The organism is Sorangium sp. So ce426 (assembly GCF_051475585.1).
Taxonomy (GTDB): Bacteria; Myxococcota_A; Polyangia; order Polyangiales; family Polyangiaceae; genus Sorangium; species Sorangium cellulosum_B.
Window position 1 is genome coordinate 12,696,229 of the sequence record NZ_CP150341.1, and the last position, 14,837, is coordinate 12,711,065.

10 protein-coding genes are annotated in these 14,837 nt (G+C 74.0%); 8 read left to right on the top strand and 2 right to left on the bottom strand.

The window, feature by feature from the left end; translation table 11 throughout:
- Positions 1-245: 245 nt before the first annotated feature.
- Positions 246-1,439, bottom strand: coding sequence for a hypothetical protein (locus tag WMF44_RS47695; protein WP_437296694.1), 1,194 nt, complete (start codon positions 1,437-1,439; stop codon positions 246-248).
- 266 nt (positions 1,440-1,705) lie between these two features.
- Here WMF44_RS47695 and WMF44_RS47700 point away from each other — a divergent pair, with 266 nt between their 5' ends.
- The 4 genes from WMF44_RS47700 to WMF44_RS47715 all read left to right on the top strand — a co-directional run bounded on the left by WMF44_RS47700 (position 1,706) and on the right by WMF44_RS47715 (position 9,146).
- Positions 1,706-3,955, top strand: coding sequence for a substrate-binding domain-containing protein (locus WMF44_RS47700; protein WP_437296695.1), 2,250 nt, complete (start codon positions 1,706-1,708; stop codon positions 3,953-3,955).
- A gap of 112 nt (positions 3,956-4,067) precedes the next feature.
- Positions 4,068-6,389, top strand: a complete 2,322-nt coding sequence (locus tag WMF44_RS47705; RefSeq protein WP_437296696.1) for a substrate-binding domain-containing protein — start codon at positions 4,068-4,070, stop codon at positions 6,387-6,389.
- Between the two features lie 43 nt (positions 6,390-6,432).
- Positions 6,433-7,533, top strand: a complete 1,101-nt coding sequence (locus tag WMF44_RS47710) for a hypothetical protein (RefSeq protein WP_437296697.1) — start codon at positions 6,433-6,435, stop codon at positions 7,531-7,533.
- Between the two features lie 281 nt (positions 7,534-7,814).
- Positions 7,815-9,146 (top strand): YciC family protein, encoded by a 1,332-nt coding sequence (locus tag WMF44_RS47715; protein WP_437296698.1) that lies wholly within the window; start codon positions 7,815-7,817, stop codon positions 9,144-9,146.
- Positions 9,147-9,492: 346 nt separating this feature from the next.
- Here the strand turns inward: WMF44_RS47715 and WMF44_RS47720 are convergent, their stop codons facing one another.
- Entirely contained in the window at positions 9,493-9,642 is a 150-nt protein-coding gene (locus tag WMF44_RS47720; RefSeq protein WP_437296699.1) for a hypothetical protein, read from the bottom strand.
- 416 nt (positions 9,643-10,058) lie between these two features.
- Here WMF44_RS47720 and WMF44_RS47725 point away from each other — a divergent pair, with 416 nt between their 5' ends.
- From WMF44_RS47725 to WMF44_RS47740, 4 genes are read left to right on the top strand one after another with little or no spacing between them, the layout of a single operon-like run.
- A complete protein-coding gene (locus tag WMF44_RS47725; protein ID WP_437296700.1) occupies positions 10,059-11,147 on the top strand; it encodes an SDR family NAD(P)-dependent oxidoreductase in 1,089 nt (362 codons plus the stop codon).
- Positions 11,144-12,436 (top strand): TIGR04295 family B12-binding domain-containing radical SAM protein, encoded by a 1,293-nt coding sequence (locus tag WMF44_RS47730; protein WP_437296701.1) that lies wholly within the window; start codon positions 11,144-11,146, stop codon positions 12,434-12,436. The genes WMF44_RS47725 and WMF44_RS47730 overlap by 4 nt, the downstream gene beginning before the upstream one ends.
- A complete protein-coding gene (locus tag WMF44_RS47735; RefSeq protein ID WP_437296702.1) occupies positions 12,423-13,613 on the top strand; it encodes a glycosyltransferase family 4 protein in 1,191 nt (396 codons plus the stop codon). Before WMF44_RS47730 ends, WMF44_RS47735 begins: the two co-directional genes overlap by 14 nt.
- Positions 13,604-14,803, top strand: coding sequence for a CgeB family protein (locus tag WMF44_RS47740; RefSeq protein WP_437296703.1), 1,200 nt, complete (start codon positions 13,604-13,606; stop codon positions 14,801-14,803). Before WMF44_RS47735 ends, WMF44_RS47740 begins: the two co-directional genes overlap by 10 nt.
- The last annotated feature ends 34 nt before the right edge of the window (positions 14,804-14,837 follow it).

Consider the following 14,837-nt stretch of genomic DNA (forward strand, 5'->3'; position numbering starts at 1 on the left):
CCCGCCTCTCTATTCTAAGATCGCCGTCCGTCCTCGCATCACCCGATGCAGGTCATCTGCGACGATGTCGTATCCTATGCCTCACACCCGAGGCATAGGCATACTCACCTATGCCTCGGGCGTGAGGCATAGGCATATTTGCCTATGCCGCGATGCGAGACGTCACGCCCGGAGGGGTGGACTGGACGACGCGGGCGAGGGGCGAGCTCGAAGCGGCAAGGTCGGCGCGAACGGCACGGTTCCAGCTAGCCGCTCGGATCGAGCTGCACGCCGACGGTCCACGCGGCGCCGCCCACGTCGTCCTTCACGGTGATGCGCCCCGTCGCGGCGTCGAGATCGAACGCCGGGTCGCCGCCGTTCGGGGTCGTGTTCCCGTCGTGGACGCGGACGACCTTGTCTCCCTCGACCGTGCACTCGGAGACGCCGGTCGTGCCCGCGCCGTAGAGCATGCGGCCGGCGCACGCGAGGCGCGTGAGGCACTTGCCGCCGCGCGGGAGCGGCGAGACGAGCAGCGCGCACCGCTGGCCCACCTTCACCGGGCTCGGTCCCGTGGACTCGGTGACGCGCGCGGACCGGCGCAGCGCCCTCCGGGTGGCGTCGAGGAGCGGCTCCCCCGCGACGGACAGGCTCTGGTAAGCCAGCATGAGCTCGACGCGGTACGCGGGCGCCGAGTCGCGCCAGACGGCGCCCGTCTTGCGGATGCTGTCGAGCGAGACCTCGGCCCGCTCGCCGGCGCGCGAGCCCTTGTCCTGGTACGAGAGGGCATAAGCATAGGTGCCAGGCTCAGGACCGGAGTCCTCCTCCACGCCGCTGCTGAACATCGACATGCCGTTCAGCGGATCGCTCGACCGGTAGATCGGCTTGCCGCCGCAGAGGACCCGGAGCGCGGGCACGCGGATGTCGTCGCCCGAGCTCGCGAGCTCCGCCTCGACCGTGCACGCCGCGCCGGCCGCGAGGGGGAGCCCCGTGGCGCGCGTGACGCTCGCCCTCCAGGTCGCGGTCGCGGTCCGCGGCGGCGCCTCGCTCGCCGGCGCGGCCGGCTCCGGCGGCGCTTGCGCTGGCTCGGGGACCGGCGCCGGCAGCTCCGGGAGGGGAGGGGCAGGCGGGGGCGGGGCCGGCTGCTGGACGATCGCCATCGTCTCGCGCGCGGGCCGCGCCAAGAGGTAGCTCGCTATCATCGCGCAGAGCCCCACGCCCGCCATCGTCACAAGGAGCGGCACCGCCGACGACCGCTTCGGCCGGCCGCGCACCGCGTCGAGCTCCCGGCCGAGCTGGTCGAGCACGCGGCGGGCCTCCGCCATCTGGCGCTCGATCTGCTCGACCCGCGCGGCCCGATCGTCGTCGCGGTGCTCCTCGAGCTCCTTCCTGGCCGCCGCGAGCTGCTCCTCGAGGCTGTCCACACGCCCCCGCAGCGCGTCTCGTTCGTCGCGGTAGTGCATTGCTCGACGATACCACCGACCAGCCCGTCAGCGACGCCAGGCGCCGGCGGCGCGCCGGTCGTCGGAGCGCGTCGAAGCGCGTCGAAGCGCGTCGACACACGCGCCGCGCGTGGGGCGGCCATGTCCGCAGTCCGACGCCACGCCCCGGATTCTGCGGCAGGACACGAGACTCCTCGCCCGGGCCGGCGGCGCAGCGTATACGATGTAGCCGGTCCGCAGCGGCCGTGGGAAAGGCGGTCAGGTTGTGGAGCAGGAGGCCGTCGGGAATGGGTCAGCGTCGCCAGGGCAGTGCGGTACCGTTGCCGGAGCAGTGGGGCGAGCTGCCTGGCGCAGCGGAGCGGAAGGCCAGGGGAAAGGCCGGCGTCTCCGGCCCTGATCCGCGCCGGTCCGCGGGCGCGCACGCGGCGGTCCGCCCTCCCACCCTCGGCGTCGTCGCCCCGTTTCTCTCCGGCGCGTTCTGGGGCCCTGTCCTGCTCGGCATCCATGAAACGGCCCAGCGGCGCGGGATCCGCACGCTGGTGCTGCGCGGCACGCCCTCCGAGGTCATGGCCCCCTCGCTCGCCAGAGAGCAGGTGGACGGGTGGCTCGTCATCATCGAGTTCGGCGGCCTCGAGGCGCTCGCCGATGCGGGGGTCCCGTTCATCACGCTCGGCGCCCGCCCCGCCGGCGTCCGCTGTCCCGCGGTGGTCCCGGACAACCACGGCGGCATCCGGAACGCGGTGCTCCACCTGATCGAGCACGGGCACCGGCGCATCGCGTTCGTCGGCAGCTTCGCCGCGTACGACGTGCGCGAGCGCCGCGACGCCTACATCAGCACGCTCGCCGAGGCCGGGATCCCCTTCGACCCCGATCTGGTCATCCCGTGCGACAACAACATGTACAGCGGAGGCCGGGCCGCCGCGCCGGCGCTCCTCGCGCAGCTGCCCGGGTGCACGGCGGCGGTCTTCGGGACCGACAAGAACGCGCTCGGGACGATGTCCGAGCTGAAGGCGGCGGGCGTCCGCATCCCCGAGGATTTCGCGATCATCGGCTTCGACGACGTCGTGGAGGCGCAGAGCGCCGACCCGCCGCTGACCACGGTGCGCCAGCGGTTCGAGATGATGGGGAGCGCGGCGTGCGAGCTGCTGGCGTCGATGATCGCCGGCGAGCCCTTCCCGCCCGAGGGCGTGCGCACGGCCAACGCGCTCGTCCTGCGGAGCTCGTGTGGCTGCAATGTGGTCCAGAACTTCCTCGACACCGAGGGCGCGGTCTCCGAGGAGGACGCCGGAGACACCCTGGCCCGGCAGATGGTCGAGCAGCTGCTCCTGCCGCGCCCGCTCCCGCCGGATACCCCGCCGGCCGCGGTCTGGCCGGCGGTCACGCGGGTGGTCGACATGTATTTCGCGGCGCTCCGGGGCACCGCGCCCGCCCCGGCCGCCGAGCTCGAGCGCGCCTATCGCCAGGCCGTCGCCATCACGCCCGATCTGGGGGCCCTGCTGTCGACGGCCCGCCTGATGGATCAGCTCCCGGAGCGGCGCAGCATGTCCCTGGACGCCGCGGCCAGGCGGCGGGTCCAGGACTTCGTGGAGCTGGCGCGCCTCGCGAGCGCGCGGGCGCGGCTCGACGCCGAGACCCACTCCGTCCACCAGCTCGGGGTGCTCGCGAGGACCAACTACGATGTGAGCTTCGCCCTGCTCGGCGGCACCCAGCAGGAGTACCGGTCGCTCTCGTGGCTCGAGACGACCACGATGGTCTGGGGTTGCCTCGCGTTATGGGATGACCCGGCGGAGCGCACAGCCCTCGTCGTCGCGGGCGCCTACAGCCGCGACGGCAGCCCGGTCCCCCCGAACGGGAGCCGCCATCGGCTGGAGGCGTTCCCGCCGGCGGAGATGCTGCCGCCCTCGGCCGCGGACGGCACGTACATGGTGCTGCTCCTGCCGATACGCTCCGTGGAGCGCGACTGGGGGATCCTCGTGCTCATCGGCCCGGCCGTCGTCGCGATGACCGGGGACGAGGGCACGGTCGCGATCTGGGGGACGCTGCTCGGGGCGGCCCTCGAGCGCGACGCGCTGCTGGCGTCGCTGTCGGCGCGGCACGCCGACCTCCAGCAGGCGTTCGCGAGCGAGCGCGCGCTGTCGCGGACGGTGCGGGAGCTGGGCTGCCCGATCATCCCGCTCCTCTCCGGCGTGCTGCTCGTGCCGCTGATCGGGATGCTCGACAACGGCCGCGCCCAGCAGGTGCTCGAGAAGGTGGCCGAGGGGGTGAGCCGGCACGAGGCGCTGTCCGTGCTGCTCGACCTCACGGGCGTTCCGTTCGTGGACATCCAGGTCGCCCATTTCCTGGGCATGACCAGCCGCGCGGCTGCCCTGCTCGGCGCGCGGGTCTACCTGGTCGGCGTGCGCCCCGAGATCGCGGAGAGCCTCATCGACGTCGACCTCGGCGAGCTGGCCACGTTCTCCTCGCTCGCGATGGCGCTCCTCGAGCTCGGCCAGGCGGGGGTGCGCGCGGCGCGAGCAGCGGGGCCGGGCGCGCGGTGAGGCCGTGTCGCTTTCCTCACCTCCCGACTGAAATCGATTAAGGATGGCGCCGGCCACGGAAGTGGAGAGGCTCGGCCGGACGTGGGCGAGCAGGGCGGGAGGGAGCGCGAGGATGGGCGAGGGGAGGCGGGACAGCGGCATCGTGGTGCCGGAGCAGTGGGGCGATCCTTCCGGCGCACCGGGGCAGGGGGAGGGCTCGGGGCGCGGCACCGGCTCTTCTTTCCCTCCGGTGCGCCGCTCTTCTCTCCCTGCGCCGCGCCGCTCTTCTCTCCCTCCGGCGCGCCGCACCGACGCCCCGCCGCTCCATGTCCCGGCGGCCGGCGCCGCGGCCCGCCCTCGCACCCTCGGGGTGATCTCCCCCTTTCTCGACGGCTCATTCTGGAACCCTGTCCTGCTCGGCATCCATGACTCGGCCCAGCAGCGCGGGTTTCGCACGCTGGTGCTGCGCGGTACGCCGTTCGAGGTCCACGCGCCGTCGCTCGCCGGGGAGGAGGTGGATGGGTGGATCGTCCTGATCGAGCTGCACGGCATCGAGGCGCTCGCGCGCGGCCGGGTCCCGTTCATCACCGTCGGCACGCGCGCCGCCGATGTCGCCTGTCCAGCCGTGATCCCGGACAACCACGGCGGGATGCGGAGCGCGGTGCGCCACCTGATCGAGCACGGGCACCGGCGCATCGCGTTCGTCGGCTACTTCGACGCGTACGACGTGCGCGAGCGCTTCGCGTCCTACAAGGACACGCTCGCCGAGGCGGGCATCGCCTTCGACCCCGATCTGGTCATCCGGAGCGACAACAACTGGTACAGCGGCGGCCAGGGCGCCGCGCCGGCGCTCCTCGCGCGGCTGCCCGGGTGCACGGCGGCCGTCTTCGCGACCGACAAGAACGCGCTCGGGATGATGCCCCAGCTGAAGGCGGCGGGCGTCCGCATCCCCGAGGATCTCGCCATCATCGGCTTCGACGACATCGCGGACGCGGAGAGCGCCGATCCGCCGCTGACCACGGTGCGCCAGCGGTTCGAGATGATGGGGAGCGCGGCGTGCGATCTCCTCGCGTCGATGATCGCCGGCGAGGCCTTCCCGGCCGAGGGCGTGCGCACGGCCAACGCGCTCGCCGTGCGGAGCTCGTGCGGGTGCAACACGATCCAGGAGTTCCTCGACAGGGAGGACGCGGCGCCCGAGGAGGACGCCGGCGGCGTCCTGGCCCGGCAGATGGTCGAGCTCCTGCTCCTGCCCCAGCCGCTGCCGCCCGACCTCCCGCCGACCGAGGTATGGCCGGCGGTCACGTCGTTGATCGACGGTTATTTCGCGGCGCTCCGGGGCGCCGCGCTGCCTTCGGCGGCCGAGCTCGGGGGCGCCTGCCGGCAGGCGGTCGACATCACGATGGATGTGGGGACGTTGCTGGCGGCGGTCCGCCTGCTGGGCCAGCTTCACGAGCGGCGCGGCGCGTCCCTGGACGACACGGCCAGGCGGCGGGTGGACGCGTTCCTGGAGCTCGTGCGCCTCGCGATCGCGCGGGCCCGGCTCGAGGCCGAGAGCCAGTATGTCCGCCAGCTCGGGGTGCTCGCGAGGACGAATTACGATGTGAGCTTTGCCCTGCTCGGCGGCACCCAGCAGGCGACGCGGTCGCTCTCGTGGCTCGAGACGACCACGGTGATCTGGGGCTGCCTCGCGCTGTGGGACGACCCGCAGGCGCGCTCCCGCCTCGTCGTCGCCGGCGCCTACAGCCGCGACGGCAGCCCGACCCCGCCGATCGGCCGCCGCTGTCGGCCCGAGGCGTTTCTGCCGGCGGCGACGCTGCCGCCGTCGGCCGAGGACGGCACGCACATGGTGCTGCTCTTGCCGATACGCTCTGCCCGGCGCGACTGGGGGATCCTGGTGCTCGTCGGCCCGACCCTCGTCGCCATGGCCGGAGACGAGGGGACGGTCGCGATCTGGGGGACGCTGCTCGGCGCGGCCCTGGAGCGCGACGCGCTGGTGGAGTCGCTGTCGTCGCAGCACGCCGACCTGCAGAGGGCGTACGAGATCGAGCGCGCGCTCTCGGAGACGGTGCGCGAGCTGGGCTGTCCGCTCATCCCGCTCCTGCCCGGCGTGCTGCTCGTGCCGCTCATCGGGATGATCGACGGCGGCCGTGCCAGGCAGGTGCTCGAGAAGGTGTCCGAGGGGGTGAGCCGGCACAGGGCGTCTTCGGTGCTGCTCGATCTCACGGGCGTGCCGTTCGTGGACGCGCGGGTCGCCGACACGGTGGGCATGACAAGCCGCGCGTCCGCGCTGCTCGGGGCGCGGGTCTATCTGGTCGGCGTGCGCCCCGAGATCGCGATGAGCCTCGTCGGCGTCGACCTCGGCGTCGTGAGCGCGTTCTCCTCGCTGTCGGCGGCGCTCCGCGAGCTCGCGCCGGCGGGGCGGCGCGCGCGCAAGGCGAGGCGGGGGGCGCGGTGAGCCGCCTTGACCTGCCGAGACGCGGCTGGCGTAGAATCGGTCCATGCTCGCCGTGCATTGCCCGCGCTGCGGGCGACCCGCGCCTGTGTCCCTCGCCAGCCCGGATCTCATGGCCTGCGCGGCGTGCCACTACAGCGGCCCGCTGCCCGGGGAGGCGGCGCAGGGCCTGCGCGCCGCGGCGCACGTGGTCTTCCAGACCGACGTGCGCCGCCGCCAGCTCTCGGAGGCGCTGAGGCGGAGGCTGGTCACGGCGTCCCAGCGGCACGCGCGGCTGCTCGTCGTGTTCGCGCTCGCGTCGGTGCCGATCACCCTGCTCGGCGCGCTCATCGTGCTGGGGGTCTGGGTCAGCCCCGACACCGAGGGGAACGTCATCACCGGCGGCATGGTGGTGGCGGCGTGGCTCGGCACCGTCGGGACCGGCGCGGCCGTGCTCGCGGTCATGCGCAGCAGGCAGCGGCGGCTCGAGGAGGCGTGCGCCGCGCGCCCCCCGGCGGCCCCAGGCGAGCCGGCGGCGTGCCACGTGTGCGGCGCGCCGCTCGGCGCGGGTGACGGCGCGATCGCGCGGTGCGGCTTCTGCGCCGCCGACAACCTGGTCGCCGCGGCCGTCCTCGAGCGGGTGCGCGCGCGCCAGGTCGTGATCCTGCGGTCGTTCGAGCAGGCCGTGAGCGCCGAGCTCGCCTCGTTCGGCCGGGCGACGTCCGGCGCCGCCGCGGTCGTCGTGGCGACCGCGCTCGCGGTCCCGGTCGCCTCGTTCGTCCTCGCCGTCGCCGTCACCCTGGTGGGTGAATCGAGGCGGTCGCCGGTGGACGCGGCCGTGACGTACGCGGTCGTCGGCACGCCGCTCGGGCCGTGCATCGGAAAGATCATGCCGGGCAAGGGCGGCGGCACGGCGGTGCGGTTCGGCGGGTTCCGGCGCGCGGAGCTGCCCGAGGAGCAGGCGATCGCGCCGGGCGCGCCGATCGAGGCCGTGTCGCCCGGGTCGCTCGTCGGCCGCTCCGTGACGGCGAAGCAGGGGGCGGGCGTCGTTCAGGGGGTGTTCTCGTCGCCGCTCACGGGCAACTCCGTCGAGGTCCGGCGCGAGGAGGGGACGTCGTTCACGAGCAGCATCGCCGGCCTGTGCCTGAGCGGCCCGCAGCCGAGGTGATCTGCGCGTATTTCGCGCCCGCGTCCGGAAATGGACGTCGAGACGTCGAGCGCTCAATCGCTGTTGATCGCCGCATTCCGCGCGGGCTCCGCGATTGCTGCGCTGTCCACAATGGCGGAGCCCGCGCGGCATTCGGCCGTTGCTCCTCTGCGCGGCGGCTCGGTGCGGGCGCGCACGGGGGCGCCGCGCGCCGGAAGTTAGTTGTTCCGTGGCGGCGCCCTCCACGTATAGTGGGGGTAGTTGGTTGGGCGTAGTCGGTATTCACACCCAGTGGAGACAAGATGAGCCAAGGTGGCTGGGGCGGGGGATCAGGGGGCGGTCAGGGTGGTGGTGGTTACGGGCAACCGCCGGGGGGTGGCTACGGCCCGCCGCCGGGCGGCGGCTACGGACAGCCACCCGGGGGCGCTGGCCCCGGTCAGCCGCCGGGCGGTGGTTACGGCCAGCCTCCGGGACAGCCTCCGGGCGGTGGTTACGGCCAGCCGCCGGGGCAGCCTCCGGGCGGCAGCTACGGTCAGCCGCCGGGCGGTGGTTACGGCCAGCCGCCGGGGCAGCCTCCGGGCGGCGGTTACGGCCAGCCTCCGGGCGGCAGCTACGGCCAGCCGCCGGGCGGTGGTTACGGCCAGCCGCCGGGGCAGCCTCCGGGCGGCAGCTACGGGCAGCCTCCGGGCGGCAGCTACGGCCAGCCGCCGGGGCAGCCTCCGGGCGGTAGCTACGGTCAGCCGCCTGGGCAGCCTCCGGGCGGTGGTGGCTGGGGCCAGCCTCCGGGCGGCGGCGGCTACGGCCCGCCCCCGGGAGGCGGTGGCGGCTGGGGCCAGCCTCCGGGCGGCGGCGGCTACGGTCCGCCTCCGGGTGGTGGCGGCGGCTACGGCCCGCCTCCGGGTGGCGGCGCTGACTGGGGTGGGGCCAACCCCTACCAGCCCCCGGGCGGCAGCGCGGGCTACGGCTCACCCCCGGGCACGGGCGTGGCGGCGCCGTGGGGAGCGGGAGACGCGGCGTCCTTCGGCTGGGAACGCCTGAAGCGCGACCCGGCGGTCCTCATCGGCGCCGCGTTCGTCGTCTGGTTCGCTATGCTCGTCCCCGCCTTCATCGGCGGAGGCATCGAGGCCATGCTCGCGGGAGATGCGCCCATGGCGGGGTTGGCCGTCCGGCTTTTCCTGCAGATCGTCGGCTTCGTCATCTTCAGCTACTTCCTTGGAGGCATGACCAGCCTCTCGCTGAAGGTCGCGCGTGGCCAGCCGTACTCGTTCAGCGATCTCCTTGGCGGCGGGCAGTGGTTCCTGTCCATCCTGGGCGCCGGGTTCCTGACTACCATCGCCACGTATATCGGCATGTTTCTCTTGATCGTCCCCGGCGTCATCGTCTCGCTCGGCCTGAGCATGACGTACCTGTGCATCGTCGATAGGAACCTGGGCGCCATCGACGCCATGAAGGAGAGCTGGCGAATCACGACCGGGCACAAGGGCGGCATCTTCGTCTATGTGCTGCTCGCCTGCGCGCTCGCGCTGGCGGGCGCGCTCGCCTGCTGCCTCGGCGTGTTCGTGGCCGCGCCGGTCATCACCATCGGGCTCACGTACATCTACCTGCGCCTGACGGGCCAGCCGACCGCGAGCTGAGCCTCATGAGGGCGCGCTCCCCGCGCCGCCCTCCTCCCTGCGGGCCGAGCCCCCGCGCTGTCGCCGCATCACCTTCCCCTCCTCGAGCTTGGCCAAGCTCGTTCGGTCGCGCTCAGGGCCCGAAGCCTGACCCTCCCTTGCTCACCAACGCTCACCAACGTGAACGTGAACGTGCGCGTGCACGTGCGCGTGCGCGTGCACGTGCACGTGCGCGTGCGCGTGCGCGTACACGTGGTCGTGGTCGTGGTCGTGGTCGTCGACGACACAGCGTGGACGTAAACGCTCTGCCGAAACCTTGGTCAACGAATGAGAACCGCGACTTCCGGGTGCCGTTCACGTTCACGACCTAGCCGTTGACGACCACGACCACGCGCACGACCACGACCACGACCACGACCACGACCACGCGCACGTGCACGCGCACGTGCACGCGCACGACCGCGAGGGAGGTTCTCGCTTCGGGCGCTGAGCGCGACTGAACGGGCTCGGTCAACACCGAGGTCCTCCCTGGGTTTCCGCCCCGCGCCGAGCGCGCTCCTCCCTTCTCCCCCCCGTCCCCGTCCGCGCTCATCGCCTGTCCGATCGGCGCTCCTCGCCCGAAACCCCCTTTGCGACACATCGAGTCTCCGCTGCCATCCGGCGCCGCCGTACCCTCTCCAGGATGCGCGGAAGTCGCGATACCGATCGTCAAACAAAGCTCCTTCGATCGATTGCGGCTCTCCAGCTCGCATGTTAATCGCTGTCTCCTCAGTGACCCCCGCGCAGCGAGGCGCGGGGCCGGGGGGACCTCGCACGGCGGCGGGCGTTCGGCCTGCCTGCCGCGCTGCGCCGTCGTGCGCCGTCCGTTCGCGAGGCGCTCTCTCCTCATCGCCCGCTCGCCCGCCGCTCGTCCAGACCGGAACGGAGCATCCTATGCCTGACCATGTCCTGATCACGGGGGGAGCCGGGTTCATCGGCTCTCACCTGGCCGACGAGCTGCTCCGAAAGGGGGAGCCGGTCCTCGTCCTCGACAACCTCTCGCGCGGGTTCGTCGAGCGCAACGTCGAGCGCCTCAAGGGGCGTCACGGCGCTGGCGTGGAGGTCCGGGTGTGCGACGTCCGGGACGAGCAGGCCGTGAGCGACGCCGTGCGGCGCGCCTCGTTCGTCTTCCACCTCGCCGCGCAGGTCGCCATCGCGAGGAGCGTCGCCGACCCGGCGCACGACTTCGAGGTGAACGCGCGCGGCACGCTGAACGTGCTCGAGGCGCTCCGGCGGCTCGACCGCCCTCCGCCGCTCCTCTTCGCCTCCACCAGCAAGGTCTATGGCGCGCTGCCCGATCTGCCGATCGAGCGCGGCGAGGAGCGGTATCGACCCCTGTGCGAGAGCGCGCGCGAGCACGGCATCTCCGAGAGCCAGCCGCTCGATCTCCGGAGCCCCTACGGGTGCTCGCGGGGCGCCGCCGACCAGTACGTCCTCGATTACGCCCGCACCTTCGGCCTCCACGCCGTGGTGCTCCGGGTGAGCTGCGTCTACGGCCCCCCGCAGTTCGGCAACGAGGACCAGGGGTGGATCGCCCACTTCGTCGCGCGCGCCATCCGCCGCGACCCGATCACCCTCTACGGCGACGGGCTGCAGGTCCGCGACGCGCTGTTCATCGAGGACCTCGTCGACGCCCTCCTGCGCGCGCGGCGCGCGCTCAGGCCGGCCTCGGGCCGCGCCTTCAACATCGGCGGCGGCCCGGGCACGGCGGTGAGCCTCGTCGAGCTGCTCGATCTGCTCGAGGAGCTCGACGGGCGCCGCCCGGTCGTCTCGCTCGCCGCGTGGAGGCGGGGCGATCCGCGGTACTACGTCTCCGACTGCCGCGCCTTCCAGTCGCTCACCGGCTGGGCGCCGCGGGTCGCCCTGCGCGACGGGCTGCGCGCGCTCTATCAATGGCGCCTCGGCGTCGAGGCGCGCCTCGGGGCCGTCTACGCCGACATCCCCTCGTCTGTCCGGATGGACCGGCTGGAGGCCGCCTCGTGAAGGTCGCGCTGGTCAACCCGCCCTGGACCTTCCACGGCAGCGTCTACCTCGGCTGCCGCGAGCCGCACCTGCCGATCGAGCTCGGGTACGCCAGGGCGCTGCTCGAGCGCGCGGGCCACGAGGCCGCCCTCATCGACGCCCAGGCCCGCGGGATCGACCTCGTCGCGCTGCGCGCCGAGGTCGCGGCGCTCCGCCCGGCCATGACGGTGATCGCCACGGCGCCGAGCTACCTCTCCTGGCGCAGCCCCCCGCCCGAGCTGCGCGTGCCCATGGCGACGGCCGCCGCGCTGCGGGGCCACGGCGGCCTCCTCGTCGCCGTCGGGCCTCACGGCTCCGCGACCCCGCGCGCGGCGCTCCGCAAGCTCGGCGTGGACGTCGTCGTCCTCGGCGAGTGCGAGGAGATCCTCGTCATGCTCGCCGGCGCGACCGAGTCGCGCTTCTGGCAGATCCCCTCGATCGCCTACCGCAGGAACGGCATCGACCACGTGCAGGGAGGCCCCTACGCCGCCTGCCTGAGGACGCTGCCGGCCCTGCGGTGGGACGGCGCGACGATCGCGCGCCACGTCCACCACCACCACCGCTTCGACGCCGTGCCCGAGGGGCCGAGCGCCGAGATGGAGACCTCGCGCGGCAGCCCCTGCCGCTGCGCCTCCTGCGCCAGGGACGGCGCGCGCGACAGGCTCCGGAGGCGCCCGCTCGCGACGGTGCTCGAGGAGCTCGACGCGCTCCTCGCCGAGGGCGTGCGCCACGTCTATTTCATCGACGAGCGCTTCCTGCCCGACCGGGTCCTGCTCGAGGAGCTCTGGGCGCGGGACATCGTGTTCGGCGTCCAGCTCAGGATCGACAGCTGGTCGCGCGAGATGCTCGATCTCCTCGGCCGCGCCGGCTGCGTCTCGATCGAGGCCAGCGTCGAGCGCCCCTCGATCGAGGGGATGGACGCGCTCGCCAGGCGGTGCAGCGCGTCGACCGAGGAGCTCACCGCGCTGCTCGTCCACGCCCGGCGCAGCGTGCCCTTCGTGCAGGCCAACCTGAGCGACGCGGGCCCCGTCGATCCGGCCGAGGCGGCGTCGTGGCGGCAGCGGCTCCTCGGGCTCGGCGTGTGGGCCAACGAGCCTGTCCCGGCGTTCCCGTACCCTGGCTCGCCCGCGTACACCCGGCGGTGGGGCGCGCCGGACGACGGCGCCTGGGAGCGCGCGCACGCCCATTATATCGCCGAGCACCGGGCGTTCGGCGATCTGCCCGACGGCTGCCCGCTGCCGCTCACGGAGCTCGAGCATGGCGCGCGTTGACCGCGGCTCCCCGGGCCCCGCGGCGCCGCGGCCCGGCCGGGTGCTGATGACGGCCGACACGCAGGGCGGCGTGTGGACGGTCGCGCTCGAGCTCGCGGGCGCGCTCTCCGGCGCCGGCGTGGCCACGGTGCTCGCGATCATGGGCGGGCCCCTGTCGCCCGCGGCGCGCGCGGCGGCCGCCGCGGTACCGGGCCTCGAGCTCGTCGAGAGCGCCTACCGGCTCGAATGGATGGATGACCCGTGGGACGACGTCGCGGCCGCCGGCGACTGGCTGCTCGACCTCGAGGAGCGGGTGCGGCCGGACCTCGTCCACCTGAACGGCTACTGCCACGCGGCCCTGCCGTTCCGGGCGCCCCGCGTCGTCGTGGCGCACTCCTGCGTGCTGTCGTGGTGGCGCGCGGTGCACCGCCGGCCGGCGCCGGTCCGCTACGAGCGCTACCGCGCGCGGGTCGCCGAGGGGCTCCGGGCCGCGGACGCGGTGGTCGCGCCGAGCGCGGCGATGCTGAGCGCGCTCGCGGGCGAGTATGGCGCGCTCGGCCTGGGCCGCGGCCATGTCATCCCGCACGCGCGCGACCGCAGGCGGTTCGCGCCGGCGCCGAAGGAGCCGTTCGTCTTCGCGGCCGGCCGGCTCTGGGACGAGGCCAAGAACCTCGCGGCCCTCGAGAAGGTCGCGCCCCACCTCGCGTGGCCCGTGCTCGTGGCCGGGAGCGACGTCGCGGCGGGCGGCGTCGGCCGCCGCGCCGGGGAGAGCCTCTGCTCCCTCGGGTGGGTGGACGAGCCGGAGCTCACGTGGTGGATGTCGCGCGCCGCGATCTACGCCTCCCCGGCGCGGTACGCGCCGTTCGGCGTGGCCACCCTGGAGGCCGCCCTCTCCGGCTGCGCGCTCGTGCTCGGCGATCTGCCGAGCCTGCGCGAGGTCTGGCGCGACGCCGCCCTCTACGTCCCCGCGGACGATCCGCGCGCGCTCCACGCCGCGCTCGACCACCTCATCCGGGACGTCGCGCGCCGCGAGGCGCTCGGCGCGCTCGCCCGCCGGCGCGCGGTGCGCTTCAGCCCGCGCGCCATGGCCCGCCGCTACCTCGACGTCTACGCCCTCGCCCTCGCCGCCCGCCCGCCGGCCCCCCGGCGGGTCTGCCCTCCTTCGTCGCCTTCACCCTGCGGGACACCATGCGAATAGCCCTCTTCTGCCACTCCTTGCTCTCCGACTGGGACCACGCGGACGCGCATTTCCTCCGCGGTATCGCGGCCGAGCTCGACGCGCGCGGCCACGACGTGCTCGCCTTCGAGCCCGAGGACGCCTGGAGCGCCCTGGGCCTCGTCGCCGCGTACGGCCCGGACGCGCTGCGCGAGGCCGCCGCCGTCTATCCGCGCCTCCGCCCGCGCCGCTACGCGCTCTCCACGCTGGACCTCGACGCCGCGCTCGCGGGGGTCGACGTCGTGCTCGTCCACGAGCGGAGCGACCCGGAGCTCGTGCGGCGGCTCGGCGAGCACCGCGCGCGCACGGATCGTTACCGCCTCTTCTTTCACGACACGCACCACGGGCTCATCACCGATCCGGCCGCGATCGTGCGGCGCGATCTCTCGGGGTACGACTGCGTGCTCGGCTTTGGAAAGAGCGTTTGCGATCTCTACCTGAGCCGCGGCGTCGCGCGGCGCGCGGTGGTGTGGCACGAGGCCGCGGACGCGCGCCTGTTCCGGCCGCTGCCCGAGGTCGAGAAGGAGCGCGATCTCGTGTGGATCGGCAACTGGGGGGACGGCGAGCGGACGGCGGAGCTCCACGAGTTCCTGGTCGAGCCCGTGAGGGCGCTCGGGCTCCGCGCGCGGGTCCACGGCGTGCGTTACCCCGATCGCGCGCTCTCGGCGCTCGCGGACGCCGGCATCGAGTACGCCGGCTGGCTCCCCAACCACCGCGTCCCGGACGCCTACGCGCGCGCCAGGATCACGGTGCACGTCCCGCGGCGGCCGTACGCCGCGTGGCTCCCCGGCATCCCCACGATCCGGCCGTTCGAGGCGCTCGCGTGCGGGATCCCGCTCGTGAGCGCGCCGTGGACCGACGCCGAGCGCCTCTTCTCGCCTGGCCGGGACTACCTCGTCGCGCGCACGGGCGCGGAGATGACGGAGCACCTCCGCGCGCTGCTCGCGGACCCGGAGTTCGCCCGCGGCGTCGCCGAGCACGGGCGCCGGACGGTGCTCGCGCGCCACACGTGCGCGCATCGCGTGGACACGCTCCTCGACCTGATCGACGAGCTGCTCTTGCGGCCGTGCTACCGGCTCGGCGAGGCGGCCGAGGACGACGTGGAGCGGAGCGGCCCTGCGTCCGGCGTTCGCCGCCGCGACCCGGGCCGCTACAGGAGCCCGCTCGCGTGAGGTGCTGCGCGGCGCGGGGGGATCTCGGCGGTTC